This is a genomic window from Burkholderia sp. Bp9090 (assembly GCF_003857985.1).
Taxonomy (GTDB): Bacteria; Pseudomonadota; Gammaproteobacteria; order Burkholderiales; family Burkholderiaceae; genus Burkholderia.
Map to the genome: position 1 here is coordinate 12,924 of NZ_QTPV01000023.1, position 16,703 is coordinate 29,626.

Genomic DNA, 16,703 nt, shown 5'->3' on the forward strand with positions numbered 1-16,703 from the left:
GGGCATCCGTCGATGCGGCCGGCGCGATGCCGGCCGGTTTTACGTCAATCCTGCGCCGCCGCTTCCACGGCGATCAGCGCAAGCCCGGACAGGATCAGCGCATCGTGCCGCGTATGCGGCAGCGTCAGCGCACGCGCGACGTCGTCGGCCGCACCGCCTGCCAGCACGAGCCGCACGGGGGCCTGCCACGCATCGGCGAGATCGCGCCACGCGCGTTCGATCAGCCCCGCCTGCGCGTACAGGCAGCCGGCCGACAGCGAGCGCGGCGTATCGACCTGGAACGGCTCGGCCTGCGCGCCCGCGAGCAGCCCGCTCGCGATGTCGGTGGTCAGCGTCGGCAATTGCGCGGTGTGCGTGCCGAGCGCGCGCATCATCAGCGCCCAGCCCGGCGCGATCAGCCCGCCGGTGAAACGACCGTCCGCACGCAGCGCTTCGAGCGTCGTCGCCGTGCCGAACGTCGCGATCAGCAGATGCTCGCCCGGAAACGCCGCATGCGCGCCGATCAAACCGGCCCAGCGATCGCTGCCGAGCTGTTCGGGCGTCGTATAGCCGTTCGTCACGCCGCATTGCGCGGGCCGCGAGCGGATCGTCGTGCGCGGCAGGCCGGGCCAACGGGCGTCGAGCAGCGCGTCGAGCCGGGCGGCCACGTCGGCACCCGCGACGTTCGAAATCCATGCGCCGCGCGGACGCGGCACGGCCGACCAGTCGGGGTCGGCGCCGCCGTCGCGCGTATGGCCGAACGCGCCGGTGTCGACGAGCGTGCGCTGCGCGTCGGCGAGCGCCCACTTGATCCGGCTGTTGCCGGCGTCGATCAGCAGATGCGGTTCGTTCATTGCGCTTCGCGCAGCGATACGTCGCCGGCCGCGATCGCCCGCACGCCATCGGGCGTGTCGAGCAGCAGCTGGCCGGTCGCGTCGATGCCGGTTGCGATGCCGCGCACGCGTTCGACACCCTGTTCGAGCAGCACGACTTCGCGCCCCGCGTATGCGTGCAGCGCGTGCCAGCGCGGCAGGAACGGCGCGAGCCCGTCGGTGCCGAACTGCGCGAGGGCGGGGGTGAGCGCGTTCAGCGCGGCGGCGAGCGTATCGGTGAGGTTGGCCGATGCGCACGCGGCCGACAGCGCGGCCGGCGGCAGCCCGCTCGCGAGCGTCGCTTCGCGCGCGCGCAGCGCGTCGACCTGCGCGGCGACGGCTTCCGCGCCGCGCACGTTGATGCCGAAGCCGATCACGACGGCGGTCGCGTCGGCGGTGGTCCAGACGGTTTCGATCAGGATCCCGGCGAGCTTGCCGACGATGCGCGGCGTGCCGTCGTCGGTGACCGTCAGCAGCAGGTCGTTCGGCCATTTCAGCGCGACGCGCGTGCGGGCGTCGAGCGGCAGCGCGGCGAGCCCTTCCGCGAGCGCGACGCCGATCGCGATGCTGAGGCCGCCCAGCGCGTCCACGGGGCGCGGCACGATGCAGCCGACCGAGCACAGCAGCGCGTTGCCGGGCTGCGCGAACCACGGGCGGCCTTGCCGGCCGCGGCCGGCCGTCTGCTCGAACGCGACGCGCACGAGCGGCGCGGGCAGCGCGTTCGCGGCGCGCGGCAGCGCCTTGAGGCGCGTCGCGACGTCGGCGTTGGTCGAGCCGGTGGCGGCAACGATGTCGAGCGGCCACGCGCGCGGCGCGGCATCCAGGTGCGCCTCGAGCCGGTTGCGCGCGATGTGCGCGTCGCCGGAATCGGGCGTGTCGGAGGAGGTGGGGGCGTTCATGGTGGCTATTGTAGCGACAGGGGCGGAAGCGGCGCTTGGATGCACCGGCAGCGAGATCGACGGTGACGGCCGCGCATCCGGCTCGGCTATCTGTTTTTCAGGCTCGGCTTGCACGGGCGCGCGCGAATGCTCGCAGTCTGTGTCCTGCTTGACCGCGGGCCTGTTGCCGCTTGCGCCTGCCGAACCCGGCACAGTCGCGTACCGCCGCCGGCCGGCATCTTGAATTTGGAGACCGGCACGACTACGTTCGAAGTATCCGCTCTGGCGGCGCGTTCGACGGTGTTGCCGGCAGTAACGCAGACGAATCGGCGCGCGCCGGCGCGTCCTCGTCGTTGCCGCATCGACGGAAATGGCGATGAACCCGCTTCATTCGGGTTCGAGCCCGTCCGGCCTGTTCGCGCGCCTTCACCGCAAGACGCGCCGGATCGCCGATGCCGCCGGGCTCCCGACGACGTGTGCCTGTCGCCGGCTGATGAACTCGCTCGAGTCGGCATGGTCGGCGGTGCGAGCGGGTACGTAGCATAGGCACCGGCGCTGATGCGGCGGCCGACCGTTTTCAAGGAGGTGGCCATGCAACTCCACATGCATTCGCACCATTACGTGCGCCGCATTCCGGTGTGGCGAGCCGCCGTGATCGGCGGGTGCGTGGCCGGTGCGGTTTTCCTCGTCGTCCAGGTCGTCGCGGCGGCAATCATCGGACACGACGCGTGGGCGCCGCTGCGCATGATCGCGGCCATCTACTTCGGCGATGACGCGCTCGCGCCGTCGGCCACGGTCGAAGTGGGGACGCTGCTGGCCGCGCTGGGCGTGCACTTCGCGTTGTCGATCGTATTTGCGCTGGTCCTGGCCGTGATCATTGCGTGTTTCAGCCTGGATTCGAGCATCGGGATGGCCAGCGTGGCGGGGGCCGTGTTCGGCGTGCTGCTGTACGTCGTCAACTACTACGGGATGACGCAGTTGTTTCCGTGGTTCGCCGACGCGCGAGGCTGGGTGAGCGCGCTCGATCACATCGTCTTCGGACTGATCGTGTCCGACTCGTACATGCGCCTGGAACGACCCGCGCGGAGCGGCGCCGCCTGACGCCGGATGCCGCGACGGCACCCGGCCAGGCGGCTCGCGCGCATCACGGCGCGATGACCGGGTGCTTCAGCGCATGCGCGGTTTCGATCCACTGCGCGTGGAATTCGTCCGCGTCGGGCTTGAGCCCCAGCTCGCCGTTGCGATACGCCATCGCGAGCGTCTGCACGGCTTCCGGCAGCTCGTGTTCCGCCGCCCGGCGATACAGCGCGAGCGCGCGCGCTTCGTCGCGCGGCACGCCGCTGCCTTCGCGGTACGCGTTCGCGAGCATGAAGTCCGCGGCCGGGAGGTCCGCGCGCGACGCGAGCTCGAACCAGTGCGCGGCCTGCACGGCGTCCGCGGCGGTGCCGTAGCCGCTGCGATAGATCAGCCCGAGGTAATACGCGGCGGCCGGATCGCCCTGTCCGGCCGCTTCGCCGAGCAGCGCGCGGGCGCGCACATAGTCCTTCGGGATGTCGCCGCTGCCCAGCAGCAATGCCTTGCCGAGTGCGAGCCGCGCGCGCCGTGCGGCGTGCGTGCCGGCTTTCGTGTCCGCCTGCGCGGCGGTTTCCAGCCAGCCGCGTCCCTCGTCGCGCAGCCCCGGCTCGCGCGCATCGACGAGCGCGATGCCGAGCGCCGCCTGCGCGTCGCCCGAACCGCGGCGCGCGAGGGCGCGCAACTGCGCGAGCGCATGCGGCTCGACGGCCTGCGCGACCATCGCCTGCCATTCGTCGAGCTGCGCGGCGCTCGGCGAGGGGCCGGCGGCGCGCCAGCCGGTCGCGGCGACCACGGCCGCGACGGTCACGGCCGCCGCCGCGAGCAACGCGGCCGGCGGGAGTTTCGCGCGCAGCACGCGCCGCGCGGCGGCGGCGAAGCCGGCCTCGGCCGGCCGCATCGTCCGGATCGGTTGCATCGCGGGTCTCATGGTCATTGCGTGAGGTCGATCTCGTAGACGGCGAGGTTCTTGCCCGAGCCGTCGTCGGCCGCAACCTGCGTGAGGCCGCTCAGGCCGGCAGCCGCCGCGTCGCCGAGCCGGTTCGGCGCGGACGTGAACCGCACGTGCGCGACCGAGCTCGCGAGCTTCGTGAAGCGCCAGCTGCGCTGCGCGCCGTCGGCCGCGCGCGTGATCGCGCCGCGTTTCTTGATGAATGCGATCAGCACGTCGCGGTTCGCGTCGGGCGACGCGAAGATCGTCTTGCTGCCGTCGAGGCCCGGGAAGTTGCCGCCGCCGCTCGCGCGGTAGTTGTTGGTCGCGACGATGAACTGCGCGTTCGGGTCGATCGGCGCGCCCTTGTACGTCAGGTTCCTGATGCGGCTGCCGACCGGCTGCGTGACGTCGATCTCGTACGCGAGATCGGCGGACGTGAACATGTCGAAGTTGTAGCCGGGGAAGCTGCTGACGAGCGGCTGCACGGTCGCCTGGGTCGGGTCGATCGTGTTGAAGCGTTTCGCGGCCGTCTCGAGCCAGTTCTTCACGTCGCTGCCGCTCACCTTCACCGCGTACACGGTGTTCGGATACAGGTACAGGTCGGCCGCGTTGTTGATCGCGAGCGCGCCGGGCGCGACGTCGGTGTAGTCGCTGCCGCCGCCGAAGCCGCTCTTGAACGGCGCGCTGACCGACAGCACCGGCAGCGACGCGTATTGCGGCAGGTTCGCCTGCACGTAGGTCTTCACGTAGTCGGCCTGCGCCTCGTTGACGATCTGGATCGCGCCCGGATCGCCGACGTCGGCGAAGTACGAGTTCATCCGGTAGTCGGTCGAGCCGATCGGCGTCTTCACGTAGTCGATCGTCGCCTGGTGCTCGGCGGCGATCGCGGCGGACACCGACGGATCGGCGGCGACGTAGCTCTTGTCCGCGTTCTGGATCGGCCGCGCCTCGACGGTCGTCTGCGACTTGTCGACGGTCCACGTCTTGCCGTCGAACTCAAGACCGAGCTTGATCACGCCGAGATGCTTGCCCCAGTAGTTGGCCATCACGGTCGGCACGCCGTTGACGGTGCCCTTCGCCTTGTCGACGCCCGGCAGGTTGAACTGCGCGACGGTGCTGTTCGCGTCCGGGAACACCTGGTGCGAGTGGCCGATCAGCATCGCGTCGATGCCGGGCACCTTCGACAGCCACCAGCTGCCGTTCTCCATCGTCGGCGAGTACGCGGTGTTGTCGAGGCCGCCGTGCGAGATCGCGACGACGAGGTCGGCGCCCTTCGCGCGCATCTCCGGAACGTACTTCTCGGCCGCTTCCTTCAGGCCGGTCGTGTAGACCTTGCCGTCGAGCCAGCGCTTGTCCCAGCTCATGATCGCGGGCGGCGTGAAGCCGATGATGCCGATCTTCACCGGCGCGCTGACGGTCTTGCCGTCGGGCGTGACGGCCGTCACCGTGCGGGTGAGGATCGTGTACGGCGTGAACAGCGGCGCGTTGGTCCTCGCGCTGATCACGTTCGCGAGCACCTGCGGGAAGTTCGGGCCCGCGCACTTCTTCTGCTGTGCGGGGGCCGGCAGCCCGTCGACGTCGAACGTGTTGCCGGTCACCTGCGACAGGTACGGCAGCCCGTAGTTGAACTCATGGTTGCCGATCCCGCCGCCGTCGAACTTCGCGGCGTTCATCACCTTGTAGATCGCGAGCGTCTGGTCGCAGCCGATCGGGTTCACGAGCGCCTGGTAGTCCGACAGCGCGGTGCCTTGGATCGTGTCGCCGTTGTCGAGCAGCAGCGTGTTCGGGTACTGCGCGCGCGCCTGCGCGATCAGCGTCGACACGCGCTCGAAACCGAGCGACTTGTCGGCGGCGAGCTTGAAATAGTCGTACGACAGCACGTTGGTGTGCAGGTCGGTCGTTTCGAGCAGCGCGAGCGTGGCGGTCGTGCCGGCGGGCGCCTGGGCCTGCGTCTGCGATGACGGCGGAGCGGTGACGTCGTCGCCGCCGCAACCGGCGAGGGCGAAGGCGAGGCTGGCGAGCGCGGCGGCGGCGGTCGCGCGGCGGCGGGAAAGCGGGGGGAGACGCATCGATTGTCCTGTTCGGTGTTCTGTTCTATGAATCGCGAGGCGCGCCGCGAGATGGCGGCGCGGGCGCCGACGGCCTGATGTGCGGCGCGTGAGAGTATCGAAAGGAAACGTGACGGAAGAATGAAAGGTCGCGCCCGGCATGCCGGTCCGGCGGCGAACGGTGCGCCGTGGCGGGCCGGGCACCCGCAACTGGATGCCCGCGGCCCGACGCGCCGGCCACGCGTGCCCCGCCACGCGCTCTCGGCCGCGCGCCCCGGCGGCAATCCTCACGTCGCGGCGCCGGGCGGTTCGCTACAATGGCCGCTGTCATCCTTTTGCAAACAATCCGCCCTTGGACTTCGAGACTCCTCCCGGCCTGTCGGTCGACGCCGGCGGCCAGGGTCAGACGGTGCGCCTGTACGGCCAATGGACCGCACTCGCGCTTGCGCGCAACCGCGGCGCGGTCGCGCGCCGCATCGCGGGCATCGCGTCCGGGCGCGTGAACGAATGGGATCTGTCCGGCATCGAGCGACTCGACCACGTCGGCGGCCAGGCGCTGTGGCGCGTGTGGGGCCGCAAGCTGCCGGCCGGCGTCGAGCTGTCCGCCACGCAGCGCACGATCTTCGAGCGGATCGAACGCCTCGACAGCCAGCGCGAGGCGCCCGAGCGCGTCGTGCGGTTCGATCCCGTCACGCGCCTCGGCCAGGCGATCTTCGCGTTCGCCGAACACCTGCAGGGCGGCATCGCGATGTTCGGCCTCGTGATCCTCGATGCGCTGTCGGTGCTGCGCCGCCCACAGACGATGCCGTGGAAGGAAACCTCGGCGAACATCTACAGCGCCGGTGCCCAGGCGCTGCCGATCACCGCGCTGGTCGCGTTCCTGATCGGCATCGTGCTGAGCTACCTGTCCGCGCAGCAGCTGCAGATGTTCGGCGCGAACCGCTACATCGTGAACATCCTCGGGCTGTCGGTGATCCGCGAGCTGGGGCCCGTGCTGTCGGCGATCCTCGTCGCGGGCCGCTCGGGCTCGGCGATCACCGCGCAGATCGGCGTGATGCGCGTGACCGAGGAGCTCGACGCGATGCGCGTGATGGGCATCCCGCACGGGTTGCGGCTGATCCTGCCGCGCGTGCTCGCGCTCGGCGTCGCGATGCCGCTGCTCGTGATGTGGACCAACATCATCGCGCTCACCGGCGGCGCGCTCGCCGCGAAGCTGGTGCTCGGCATCGACGTCAACTATTTCGTGCGCTCGCTGCCGGGCGTCGTGCCGATCGCGAACCTGTACATCGGCATCGGCAAGGGTGTCGTGTTCGGCATGCTGATCGCGCTGGTCGCCTGTCATTTCGGTTTCCGGATCAAGGCGAACTCGCAGAGCCTCGGCGAAGGGACGACGACCTCGGTCGTCTCGTCGATCACGGTCGTGATCCTCGCCGACGCGGTGTTCGCGATCCTGTTCCAGAACGTGGGGCTCGGATGAACGCGTCGAACGAACCGGCGGCCGGTGCCGCCAGCGCACATGCCGCGGCAATCGGCGCAGGCTCGGTCGGCACGCCGCCGGGCGCCGCCGTGCCCGGCGACGACCTCGTGATCGAGGTGCGCAACCTGACGAAGCGCTACGGGCGCAACATCATTCACCAGAAGCTCGATTTCGACGTGCGGCGCGGCGAGATCGTGGCGATCGTCGGCGGCTCGGGCTCGGGCAAGACGACGCTGGTGCGGCAGATCCTCGGCCTCGAGCGGCCGACGTCGGGCACGATCAAGGTGTTCGGCGAGGACACGTCGAAGATCGACGACGCGACCGCGCGGATGATGCGCACGCGCTCGGGGATGCTGTTCCAGCAGGGCGCGCTGTTTTCGTCGATGACGGTGTTCGACAACGTCGCGCAGCCGTTGCGCGAGCTCGGCCGCGTGCCGCCCGACCTGCTGCACGACATCGTGATGCTGAAGCTCGAGATGGTCGGGCTGCCGTGCAAGCACGCGTCGAAGATGCCGGCCGCGCTGTCGGGCGGGATGGTGAAGCGGGTCGGCATCGCGCGCGCGATCGCGCTCGAGCCGGAACTGCTGTTCCTCGACGAGCCGACCGCCGGCCTCGACCCGCAGGCGTCCGACGAATTCGTCGAGCTGATCGCGACGCTGCACCGCACGCTCGGGCTGACGGTCGTGATGGTGACGCACGATCTCGACACGATGGTCGCGCTGTCGACGCGCGTCGCGGTGCTGGCCGACCGCAAGGTGCTGGTCGCGGCCCCCGTCGAGGAGGCCGCGAACGTCGACCATCCGTTCATCCACGAATATTTCCTGGGGCTGCGCGGGCGCCGCGCACTGCAGGCGCTGCCGCCCGAGCGGCGCGCGAAGCTGCCGAAGGCGGCCCTCGAACCGGCGCCGTCGAGCGTCGATCTGTAAGCAAGGCAAGAAGCAAGGAACCCGCGAATGGAAAACAAATCACATGCGTTCTGGGCCGGCCTGTTCACGATCGCGCTGACGCTCGCGATCGCGGGCACCGTGTTCTGGTTCAACGTCGACCGTACCGTGCGCGTGCCGTACGACCTGCTCGCGCGCACCAACGTGACGGGCCTGTTCCCCGATGCGGCCGTGCGTTTTCGCGGCCTCGACGTCGGCAAGGTGCAGTCGATCGGCTTCGATCGCGCGCATCCGGGCCAGATCCGGATCCGGATCCTCGTCGATCGCGACGCGCCGATCACGCAGTCGACCTACGGCAGCCTCGGCTTCCAGGGCGTGACGGGCATCGCGTTCGTGCAGCTCGAGGATACGGGGCGCGACCTGGCGCCGCTGCCGTCGTCGCCGAAGGCGATCGCGCAGATCCCGATGCGGCCGAGCCTGTTCGACCAGATCCAGGAGCGCGGCGACGTGCTGCTGCGGCAGCTCGAGCTGGCGGCGAAAAGCGCGAACGCGCTGATGTCGCCGGAGATGCGCGAGCAGCTGCGCGCGACGGCCGAAAGCCTGCAGCACGCGGCGGACGGCGCGGCGACGCTGTCGAAGCAGCTCGCGCCGGCGGTGGCCGCGCTGCCGGAGACGATGCACCAGGTCGATCGCGCGATGGCATCGGCGAACACGCTGCTGCAGCCGAACGGGCCGCTCGTGTCGAACCTGAACAAGGCCGGCTCGGCTGCCGAGCAGGTCGGCGTCGCGCTGAACGACCTGAACGCGCGGGTCCAGTACGACACGCTGCCGCGTTTCAACGCGCTGGCCGGCAGCGTCGGCGATGCGTCGCGGCAATTGAAGGACGTCGCCGGTGAACTCGGCCGCAACCCGCGCAGTCTGTTGTTCGGCTCGCCCGGCTCCGCGCCCGGGCCCGGCGAGGCGGGCTTCGTCTGGCCGGGGGCGGGTGCCGCGGCCGGGAAATGAAGCGCATCGCCAGCCCGCCGCTCGACCGGCCCGGCGCGAGACCGGGCCATGACGCCATCGAAACCGGAAACATCATGCAGGAACATGCCATGCCACGAATCCTTGACCGCGCGCTGCGTCCGGCAGCGACCGCGCTCGCGGTGCTGACGCTCGCGTTCGCCGCCGGCTGCGCCGGCAACGCCGCGGCGCTGTCGAACGTCCGCTACGACCTCGGGCCGGCCGCATCGGTCGTCACGGCCGGCACCGGGCCCGCGCTGAAGGTGCTCGACGTCGCCGCGCCCGACGCGCTCGACACGGACAAGTTCGTCTACCGCCTCGCGTATGCGGATGCGCAGCGCATGGCCGTCTATCGCGACAGCCGCTGGACCGCGCCACCGGCGCAACTGCTCACGCAACGGCTGCGCGGCGCGCTGTCGTCGCGCGGCGCGGTGCTCGAAGGCACCGACGGCGTGCGCGCGCCGACGCTGAAGGTCGACCTGAACGAATTCGAGCAGGTGTTCGACGGGCAGTCGCAGAGCCACGGCGCGGTCACCGCGCGCGCGACGCTGATGCAGGACGGCAAGGTGCTCGGCCAGCGCACCTTCGTCGCGCGCGCGCCGTCGAGCACGCCCGATGCGGAAGGCGGCGCGCGTGCGCTCGCGGCCGCGAGCGACGAGCTCGTGTCGCAGATCGCCGCGTGGGTCGGCGTGCAGGCGTACGCGGGCAACCCGTGACGCACCACGCGCAGCCGCGATGAGCGCGCCGGGCACGTCGCGCGCGTCGTCGCTGGCGCGGCAGGCGTTCGCCGCGTATGCGGCGCTCGTCGTCTATGCATCGCTGTATCCGTTCGACGGCTGGGTGTCGCTCGGCATCGGGCCGTTCGACTACCTGTTCGCGCCGATGCAGCGCTATGTGACCGCGTTCGACGTGGTCACCAACGTGCTCGGCTACCTGCCGTTCGGCGCGCTCGGCGTGCTCGCGCTGCATCCGCGCTGGCGCGGCGTGGTCGCGACGCTGATCGTGGGCGGCCTCGGCGTGCTGCTGTCGGGGTCGATGGAGGCGCTGCAGACCTACCTGCCGACGCGTGTCGCGTCGAATCTCGACCTCGCGGCCAACGCGCTCGGCGCGCTGCTCGGCGCGGCGCTCGCCGCACCGGCCACCGGCGCGCTGCTCGAGCGCGGCGCGCTGCGCCGGCTGCGCTTCGCGTGGTTCGAGCCCGACGGCGCGACGCCGCTGCTGCTCGCCGGACTGTGGCCGTTCGCGATCCTGTTTCCGTCGCCGTTCCTGTTCGGCATCGGTGACTGGCCGGCCGCGCTGTGGGAACGCGCCGACGGCTCGATGCAGGACGCGCTGCTCGCGTGGCTGCCGGCCGCGTGGCGCGTGAGCGAATGGCCCGAGCGTGTCGACGGCTGGCTGTCCGACTCCGCGTGGGAAGCCGCGCTCGGTGGCCTGATGCTGTTCGCCGCGCTGGCGATCGCGTCGCTCGCGATGCGCGAGCGCGCGCCGCGCGTGCGGCTCCTGATCGGGTTCGTCGTCGCGACGCTCGCGCTGAAGGCGGCCGCGACCTTCATGCAGTCGAGCACCGGCCTCGTCGTCGTGTGGGCGACGCCCGGTGCGCGGCTCGGCATCGAGCTCGGCTTCGCGGCGGCCCTGCTCGCATTGCGCGTGCCGGCCGCGTGGCGCGCGCTGCTCGCGGCGCTCGCGCTGCTGGCCGGCGTGGCGCTCGTCAACCTGCTGCCCGTCAACCCGTTCTTCGACTTCACGCTGTCGGGCTGGCGGCAGGGCCGCTACGTGCACTTCAACAGCATCGCGCGCTGGCTCGCGTGGATCTGGCCCTACGCGGCGCTGATCTGGCTCGGCCAGCGCGTCGAGCACGCGTGGCTGCCGGCCGCGCCGCGGCGCTGACGCGGCACGCCGGGCAGGGCGGCCACGGTTCGGTCGCGGGCAGCGGCGCGCGCCGCTCGTTATAATCGTCCGCACATCCGTTGCCGCGCGCAACGGCGATCGCCCCTCTTTCCGCCCGGCACCGCGCCGGGCCGCTCGTCACCATCATGGATTCCTACTACCAGCACCACGTCTTCTTCTGCCTGAACCAGCGCGACCCGGGCGCCGAGCGTCCGAGCTGCGCGCAATGCGATGCGCAGACCATGCAGGAATACGCGAAAAAGCGCGTGAAGGAACTCGGCCTCGCGGGGCCCGGCAAGGTCCGCATCAACAAGGCCGGCTGCCTCGACCGCTGCGAGGAAGGGCCCGTGATGGTCGTGTATCCGGAAGGCACGTGGTACACGTACGTCGACCAGGCCGACATCGACGAGATCGTCGAATCGCACCTGCGCGACGGCAAGGTCGTCGAGCGCCTGAAGATCTGAGCGGGCCGGCAGAATGAACGTTCATACGCAGAAGTCGCTGATCGCCGGCCCGGTCGGGCAGATCGAAATCGCGGTCGACCTGCCGGACGCCATGCGCGACGGCAGCGCCGCGCCGCGCGGCATCGCGCTCGTCGCGCACCCGCATCCGCTGTTCGGCGGCACGATGGACAACAAGGTCGCGCAAACCCTTGCGCGCACGCTGGTCCAGCTCGGCTACGTGGTGTACCGGTCCAACTTCCGCGGCGTCGGCGCGACCGAGGGCGTGCACGACAACGGCATCGGTGAGGCCGACGACCTGCTTGCCGTGCTCGCGCACATGCGCGCGCAGCCCGCGTGTGCGGACCTGCCGCTCGTGCTCGCGGGCTTCTCGTTCGGCACCTTCGTGCTGTCGCATGTCGCGAAGCGGCTGCGCGACGCGGGCGAGACGATCGAGCGGATGGTGTTCGTCGGCACGGCCGCGAGCCGCTGGCAGGTCGCCGAGGTGCCGGAGAACACGCTGGTGATCCACGGCGAAACCGACGACACGGTGCCGATCGCGTCGGTGTACGACTGGGCGCGGCCGCAGGAACTGCCGGTCGTCGTGATCCCCGGCGCCGAGCATTTCTTCCATCGCAAGCTGCACGTGCTGAAGCGCATCATCGTCGACGCGTGGCGTTGATGCGCTGAACCCGGCGTGCGGCGCCGCTGCCGCACGCGTGCGATGTCGCCGCTCGCGCGACATCGCGCCGCATCGTGTCACGGCACGGTCGCACATGCCCGCTGCGGCGCGGCGCAATCCGACTTGCACGGCGCCTGCGCACGCCTTTCGCGCGGCTTCGATCACCCTCTCTCGCAGCGAAGCCTCGCCATCCTCTCGAAGTCGGCGTGCGGCCGCCCGGGCCACGGTTCCCGAAAACGCCGTTCGCAGCCACGTATAATGGCCGCAATTCGCGTCGCCCGCGGCCCGGCTGGGCCCATGCGGCGCTCGTTTCGCCGCCTGTCCGCCCGCTCGCGACGGCCGCGAACCGAACGCGTCCGCACGAGTCCAACCGGCGCGTTTCGCGCCGTCCGACGCAGTCGGACGAACGCCGGAACGCCCGCCGCCTTGCCGTTCAACCCTTGCGCGTTTCGCGCCGCACTTTCTGCCATCAGCCTGAATCGATCATGCGTCTGTCTCCCCAAGGCCTCAAGTCCCTCGCTTCTTCCATCGCCTTCGGCACCGCCGCGCGCAACGTCGCGCTCGGCGTGATGCTGCCCGTCGCGCTCGCGTCGACGATCGTCGTCGCCGAGGCGAAGCCGGCCGCCAAGGCCAAGGCCGCGCATGCCGCGCCGGCCGCCGCCGCCGAGCAGTTCACCGGCGCGCCCGCGACCTTCATGCCGGGCGCGGTGCCGCCGCCGGGCGTGAACGCGCGCTCGTGGGTGCTCGTCGATGCGACGAGCAACACGGTGCTCGCCTCGGGCAACGCCGACGAACGCGTCGAGCCCGCATCGCTGACGAAGCTGATGACGGCCTACCTGGTGTTCGAGGCGCTCGACAAGAAGAAGATCTCGATGGAGCAGATCGTCACGCCGAGCGTCGCGGTACGCCGCGTCGGCACCGACGAGTCGCGCATGTTCATCGAGGCGAACAAGCCGGTGTCGGTGCACGACCTCGTGTACGGGATGATCATCCAGTCGGGCAACGACGCCGCGATCGCGCTGGCCGAACTCGTCGGCGGCAGCGAAGGGCAGTTCGTCACGCTGATGAACGACGAGGCGGCGCGCCTCGGCATGAAGGGCACCCACTTCGCCGACGTGAACGGCATGCCCGACCCGAACCACTACACGACGGCCGGCGACCTCGCGAAGCTGTCCGCGCACCTGATCCGCGATTTTCCGCAGTACTACAGCATCTTCTCGGAGAAGGAATTCAAGTACAACAACATCCGCCAGGGCAACCGCAACCGCCTGCTGTGGCTGGATCCGACGGTCGACGGCCTGAAGACGGGCCATACGCAGGCGGCCGGCTACTGCCTGATCGCGTCGGCGAAGCGCGCGATCCCGGGTGTCGACAGCCAGCGGCGTCTCGTGTCGGTGATGATGGGCGAGCAGAAGGAAGGCGAGCGCACGCAGGACAGCATGAAGATGCTGAACTACGGCTATAGCGCGTTCGACGCGGTGCGCCTGTTCAAGGGCGGCCAGGCGATGTCGACGCCGCGCATCTACAAGGGCAAGGAAAACACCGTGCAGGTCGGCGTGAAGGGCGACCAGTGGGTGACCGTGCCGCGCGGCCTGGGCGACAAGGTCAAGCCGGAAGTCGAGGTCAACGCGCCGCTGATCGCGCCGCTCGCGGAAGGCCAGCAGGTCGGTACCGTGAAGATCGTCGCCGATGGCAAGACGCTGTCGGAGTTCCCGGTCGTCGCGCTGCAGGCCGTGCCGGAAGCGGGTATCTTCGGCCGTATCTGGGACTCGATCCTGCTGATGTTCAGCAAGAAGAAGTAAGCGCGACGGGCCTTTGTTTTCACGACTTCATCCCCATCTGTCATTGCCATGAGCCAAGCCGAATTCGAACCGATCGTCTACCTCAGCGTGTCGTCGCACGAGGAACTGGTGCCGCTGTCGGAAGCCCGCGTGCCGGTGCTCGACCGCGGGTTCATCTTCGGCGATGGCGTGTATGAAGTCGTCCCCGTTTATGCGCATGACGGCGCGCACGTGCCGTTCCGGATCGAACAGCATCTGGACCGGCTCGCGCGCAGCCTGAAGAAGATCGGCATCGACAATCCGCATGACGCGGCCGGCTGGCGCGCGCTGATCGAGCGCGTGGTCGCCGCGAATGCGGAAGGCCTCGGCGACGGCCATGCGCTCGTCTACCTGCAGGTGACGCGCGGTGTCGCGAAGCGCGGCCACGCGTTCCCGGCGAATACGGTGCCGACGGTGTTCGCGATGACGAGCCCGCTGCGCCTGCCGTCGGACCAGGAGCGCGCGCAGGGCGTGCGCTGCGTGACGGCCGAGGATCGCCGCTGGCTGCATTGCGACATCAAGTCGATCTCGCTGCTCGGCAACGTGTTGATGGCGCAGCATGCGGCCGAACGCGACGCGTTCGAGACGATCCAGCTGCGCGACGACAACGTGACCGAAGGTTCGTCGTCGAACGTGTGGGTCGTGAAGAACGGCGAGCTGTACGCGCCGCCGCGCAGCAACAGGATCCTCGAAGGGATCCGCTACGCGCTGGTCGAGCAGCTGGCCGACGAATGCGGCATTCCGTTCGTCGCGCGCGAGATCAGCGAAGCTGAGCTGCGCTCGGCGGACGAGATCATGATCACGTCGGCCACGAAGGAGATTTTGCCCGTCACGTCGCTCGACGACCTGCCCGTGCAGGGCGGCAAGCCGGGCCCCGTGTTCGCGGCGTTGTACGACGCGTACCAGCGTGCGAAGGCACGCGAGTTTGAACAGTTTGACCTAACCCGGAGAAAGTGATGAGCGAACCGACCAAAACCATCGAGGTCACCGGCGCGATCGATGCCCGGAAGGAGTCGCTGCTGGAGTTTCCGTGCGACTTCCCGATCAAGATCATGGGCAAGGCGCACCCGGAGTTCAAGGATACGATCTTCAAGGTCGTGGCCGTCCACGACAACGAGATCGACGTCGAGAAGATCGAGGAGCGTGCCTCGAGCGGCGGCAACTACACCGGCCTCACGATCACCGTGCGCGCCACGAGCCAGCAACAGCTCGACGACATCTACCGCGCACTGACCGGCCATCCGATGGTCAAGGTCGTGCTCTGAGGGCCGCTTTCCATCCTCCTTCCTGCGCGCACTCGGCGGGGGTTTTCCCCGCCGCGCGCCGCGCGTCCAGCTCGTCGCACAGCTGCTGGTACTCCGCGACTTCCTGAAGCAGCCAGGTCCTGAAGGCCTGCACGCGCGGCGTGTTCACGAGCGGCGGCGGACACACGAAAAAATAGTGCCACGGGCTCTGCCCGTCGATGTCGAACAGGCGCACGAGGCGCCCGTCCAGCAGGTCGTGCACCGCGAGCGAGCGGCGCACCAGCGCGATGCCCTGGCCGTCGATCGCGGCCAGCAGCAGGTTCGACGAATCCTGGTACAGAATCCCCCGTTTCGGCTCGGTCAATGTATCGAGCCCCGCCGCGTCGAACCACGGCCGCCACAGCTCGTCGTCCGAGCGCAACAGGTTGTAGTGCACGAGATCGGCGGGCGTCTGCGGCAGCTTGCCGCCGTTCAGCGTCGGCGAGCACGCCGGAAAGAACACTTCCTCGAACAGCGGCTCGACGTGCAGCCCCGGATAGCTGCCGGAGCCGAAGCGGATCGCGAGATCGACGTCGTCGCGCGCGAAGTCGGTGAGCGAGTTAGTGGACTGCAGCTCGACGTCGATTTCCGGATGCCGCTCGATGAACGTGCCGATGCGCGGCGTGATGAAGCGCGCGGCGAACGACGACAGCATCGACACCACCAGCCGCCGTCCGCGGTCGCTCGCGCGCACCTCGCGCGTCGCATCGGCGATCTGCATCAGCGCGGTGCGGACCTGCTGCGCGTAGCGCATGCCGGCGTCGGTCAGGCACAGCCGCTTGCCGTTGCGCGTGAACAGCTGCACGCCGAGCTCCTCCTCGAGCGCGCGAACCTGGTGGCTGACCGCGCCGTGGGTGACGTACAGCTCGTCGGCGGCGCGGGAGAAATTCTCGTGACGGGCGGCGGCTTCGAACGCGCGAATCGCGTTCAGCGCAGGCAGCTGGCGGAGGTCCATTTGCTAATTTTCCTCACATCGACGTGAAAATTGGTCGTTTTGTCGGGTGCCTTGAAGTGACTACGATTGTAGCCATCGAAGCATTTATTGGCGGAGTCGATCATGCAAGAAATTTCTTCAAGCATCACGTTCGAAATCCCCGCGGGCGAGACCGTGCCGATGAAGGTGCAGCGCAGCACGCGTCTGACGGTGCAATGCGGGCCGGTGTGGGCGACGCGCAGCAACGACGTCGAAGACTACTTCCTGGTCGACGGCGAGACGCTCCGGCTGCGTCGCGGCGAGCGGCTGTGGCTCAGCGCGGAAGGCCGGCAGGGCGCGCAGGTCGCGTTCTCGGTGTCGCGGCCGGCCGGGGAAGTCGCGCGCGGCGCGCTGGCGCGGCTGCGCAACCGCGTGAACGCGCTGTTCCACGACGGCTGGCGCACCGTCTGACCGACCTTTCCTCCGACGGATGCTCGCGATCCGTCCCCTTCCCGGGCCGGCGAGACGCATGG

18 protein-coding genes are annotated in these 16,703 nt (G+C 69.7%); 13 read left to right on the top strand and 5 right to left on the bottom strand.

Annotated features, from left to right (window positions below; translation table 11 throughout):
- Positions 1-44: 44 nt before the first annotated feature.
- Entirely contained in the window at positions 45-833 is a 789-nt protein-coding gene (locus tag DIE16_RS20805) for a type III pantothenate kinase (RefSeq protein ID WP_124486564.1), read from the bottom strand.
- The gene (locus tag DIE16_RS20810; protein ID WP_044846767.1) at positions 830-1,750 is read right to left on the bottom strand and encodes a biotin--[acetyl-CoA-carboxylase] ligase; all 921 of its coding nucleotides are present in this window, start codon (positions 1,748-1,750) and stop codon (positions 830-832) included. The genes DIE16_RS20805 and DIE16_RS20810 overlap by 4 nt, the downstream gene beginning before the upstream one ends.
- A gap of 355 nt (positions 1,751-2,105) precedes the next feature.
- Here DIE16_RS20810 and DIE16_RS36660 point away from each other — a divergent pair, with 355 nt between their 5' ends.
- Both DIE16_RS36660 and DIE16_RS20815 read left to right on the top strand, forming a co-directional pair.
- Positions 2,106-2,270, top strand: a complete 165-nt coding sequence (locus tag DIE16_RS36660; RefSeq protein ID WP_185735492.1) for a hypothetical protein — start codon at positions 2,106-2,108, stop codon at positions 2,268-2,270.
- Between the two features lie 50 nt (positions 2,271-2,320).
- The gene (locus DIE16_RS20815; protein ID WP_044846766.1) at positions 2,321-2,830 is read left to right on the top strand and encodes a hypothetical protein; all 510 of its coding nucleotides are present in this window, start codon (positions 2,321-2,323) and stop codon (positions 2,828-2,830) included.
- Between the two features lie 43 nt (positions 2,831-2,873).
- Here the strand turns inward: DIE16_RS20815 and DIE16_RS20820 are convergent, their stop codons facing one another.
- Both DIE16_RS20820 and DIE16_RS20825 read right to left on the bottom strand, forming a co-directional pair.
- The gene (locus tag DIE16_RS20820) at positions 2,874-3,719 is read right to left on the bottom strand and encodes a tetratricopeptide repeat protein (RefSeq protein WP_124893331.1); all 846 of its coding nucleotides are present in this window, start codon (positions 3,717-3,719) and stop codon (positions 2,874-2,876) included.
- A 14-nt stretch (positions 3,720-3,733) separates the two neighbouring features.
- Entirely contained in the window at positions 3,734-5,803 is a 2,070-nt protein-coding gene (locus DIE16_RS20825) for a bifunctional 2',3'-cyclic-nucleotide 2'-phosphodiesterase/3'-nucleotidase (RefSeq protein WP_124486561.1), read from the bottom strand.
- Between the two features lie 331 nt (positions 5,804-6,134).
- Between DIE16_RS20825 and DIE16_RS20830 the strand changes: the two genes are divergently transcribed.
- From DIE16_RS20830 to DIE16_RS20875, 10 genes are all read left to right on the top strand, one after another.
- Complete coding sequence (locus DIE16_RS20830) at positions 6,135-7,259, top strand: ABC transporter permease (protein WP_044846763.1); 1,125 nt, start codon at positions 6,135-6,137, stop codon at positions 7,257-7,259.
- Complete coding sequence (locus tag DIE16_RS20835) at positions 7,256-8,185, top strand: ABC transporter ATP-binding protein (RefSeq protein ID WP_124486560.1); 930 nt, start codon at positions 7,256-7,258, stop codon at positions 8,183-8,185. The genes DIE16_RS20830 and DIE16_RS20835 overlap by 4 nt, the downstream gene beginning before the upstream one ends.
- A gap of 27 nt (positions 8,186-8,212) precedes the next feature.
- Positions 8,213-9,148 (top strand): MlaD family protein, encoded by a 936-nt coding sequence (locus DIE16_RS20840; RefSeq protein ID WP_044846761.1) that lies wholly within the window; start codon positions 8,213-8,215, stop codon positions 9,146-9,148.
- A gap of 89 nt (positions 9,149-9,237) precedes the next feature.
- Entirely contained in the window at positions 9,238-9,861 is a 624-nt protein-coding gene (locus DIE16_RS20845; RefSeq protein ID WP_044846778.1) for an ABC-type transport auxiliary lipoprotein family protein, read from the top strand.
- A 19-nt stretch (positions 9,862-9,880) separates the two neighbouring features.
- A complete protein-coding gene (locus DIE16_RS20850; protein ID WP_124486558.1) occupies positions 9,881-11,032 on the top strand; it encodes a VanZ family protein in 1,152 nt (383 codons plus the stop codon).
- A gap of 146 nt (positions 11,033-11,178) precedes the next feature.
- Positions 11,179-11,496, top strand: coding sequence for a ferredoxin (locus DIE16_RS20855; protein WP_044846759.1), 318 nt, complete (start codon positions 11,179-11,181; stop codon positions 11,494-11,496).
- Positions 11,497-11,509: 13 nt separating this feature from the next.
- Positions 11,510-12,154 carry an alpha/beta hydrolase gene (locus tag DIE16_RS20860; RefSeq protein ID WP_124486557.1) on the top strand — a complete coding sequence of 215 codons (645 nt, stop codon included), beginning with the start codon at positions 11,510-11,512 and terminating at the stop codon, positions 12,152-12,154.
- Between the two features lie 485 nt (positions 12,155-12,639).
- A complete protein-coding gene (locus tag DIE16_RS20865) occupies positions 12,640-13,956 on the top strand; it encodes a D-alanyl-D-alanine carboxypeptidase family protein (protein WP_044846757.1) in 1,317 nt (438 codons plus the stop codon).
- A gap of 48 nt (positions 13,957-14,004) precedes the next feature.
- A complete protein-coding gene (locus DIE16_RS20870; RefSeq protein ID WP_124520683.1) occupies positions 14,005-14,931 on the top strand; it encodes a D-amino acid aminotransferase in 927 nt (308 codons plus the stop codon).
- Positions 14,931-15,239 carry a YbeD family protein gene (locus tag DIE16_RS20875; RefSeq protein ID WP_044846755.1) on the top strand — a complete coding sequence of 103 codons (309 nt, stop codon included), beginning with the start codon at positions 14,931-14,933 and terminating at the stop codon, positions 15,237-15,239. Before DIE16_RS20870 ends, DIE16_RS20875 begins: the two co-directional genes overlap by 1 nt.
- On the opposite strand, the gene DIE16_RS20880 is transcribed toward DIE16_RS20875, so the two are convergent.
- A complete protein-coding gene (locus tag DIE16_RS20880; RefSeq protein WP_044846754.1) occupies positions 15,223-16,212 on the bottom strand; it encodes a transcriptional regulator GcvA in 990 nt (329 codons plus the stop codon). The two genes, DIE16_RS20875 and DIE16_RS20880, sit on opposite strands and share 17 nt — an antisense overlap.
- A 102-nt stretch (positions 16,213-16,314) precedes the next feature.
- Here DIE16_RS20880 and DIE16_RS20885 point away from each other — a divergent pair, with 102 nt between their 5' ends.
- Entirely contained in the window at positions 16,315-16,641 is a 327-nt protein-coding gene (locus DIE16_RS20885) for a DUF2917 domain-containing protein (RefSeq protein ID WP_044846777.1), read from the top strand.
- Positions 16,642-16,703: the final 62 nt, after the last annotated feature.

What these genes read in the sequence shown, in the direction of transcription:
- DIE16_RS20880 (WP_044846754.1), bottom strand. Translation starts at nt 16,212, where the DNA reads ATGGACCTCCGCCAGCTGCCTGCGCTGAACGCGATTCGCGCGTTCGAA.
- DIE16_RS20820 (WP_124893331.1), bottom strand. Translation starts at nt 3,719, where the DNA reads ATGCAACCGATCCGGACGATGCGGCCGGCCGAGGCCGGCTTCGCCGCC.
- DIE16_RS20810 (WP_044846767.1), bottom strand. Translation starts at nt 1,750, where the DNA reads ATGAACGCCCCCACCTCCTCCGACACGCCCGATTCCGGCGACGCGCAC.
- DIE16_RS20845 (WP_044846778.1), top strand. Translation starts at nt 9,238, where the DNA reads ATGCCACGAATCCTTGACCGCGCGCTGCGTCCGGCAGCGACCGCGCTC.
- DIE16_RS20875 (WP_044846755.1), top strand. Translation starts at nt 14,931, where the DNA reads ATGAGCGAACCGACCAAAACCATCGAGGTCACCGGCGCGATCGATGCC.
- DIE16_RS20855 (WP_044846759.1), top strand. Translation starts at nt 11,179, where the DNA reads ATGGATTCCTACTACCAGCACCACGTCTTCTTCTGCCTGAACCAGCGC.
- DIE16_RS20835 (WP_124486560.1), top strand. Translation starts at nt 7,256, where the DNA reads ATGAACGCGTCGAACGAACCGGCGGCCGGTGCCGCCAGCGCACATGCC.
- DIE16_RS20885 (WP_044846777.1), top strand. Translation starts at nt 16,315, where the DNA reads ATGCAAGAAATTTCTTCAAGCATCACGTTCGAAATCCCCGCGGGCGAG.
- DIE16_RS20860 (WP_124486557.1), top strand. Translation starts at nt 11,510, where the DNA reads ATGAACGTTCATACGCAGAAGTCGCTGATCGCCGGCCCGGTCGGGCAG.
- DIE16_RS20870 (WP_124520683.1), top strand. Translation starts at nt 14,005, where the DNA reads ATGAGCCAAGCCGAATTCGAACCGATCGTCTACCTCAGCGTGTCGTCG.
- DIE16_RS20840 (WP_044846761.1), top strand. Translation starts at nt 8,213, where the DNA reads ATGGAAAACAAATCACATGCGTTCTGGGCCGGCCTGTTCACGATCGCG.
- DIE16_RS20815 (WP_044846766.1), top strand. Translation starts at nt 2,321, where the DNA reads ATGCAACTCCACATGCATTCGCACCATTACGTGCGCCGCATTCCGGTG.
- DIE16_RS20805 (WP_124486564.1), bottom strand. Translation starts at nt 833, where the DNA reads ATGAACGAACCGCATCTGCTGATCGACGCCGGCAACAGCCGGATCAAG.
- DIE16_RS20850 (WP_124486558.1), top strand. Translation starts at nt 9,881, where the DNA reads ATGAGCGCGCCGGGCACGTCGCGCGCGTCGTCGCTGGCGCGGCAGGCG.
- DIE16_RS20825 (WP_124486561.1), bottom strand. Translation starts at nt 5,803, where the DNA reads ATGCGTCTCCCCCCGCTTTCCCGCCGCCGCGCGACCGCCGCCGCCGCG.
- DIE16_RS36660 (WP_185735492.1), top strand. Translation starts at nt 2,106, where the DNA reads ATGAACCCGCTTCATTCGGGTTCGAGCCCGTCCGGCCTGTTCGCGCGC.
- DIE16_RS20865 (WP_044846757.1), top strand. Translation starts at nt 12,640, where the DNA reads ATGCGTCTGTCTCCCCAAGGCCTCAAGTCCCTCGCTTCTTCCATCGCC.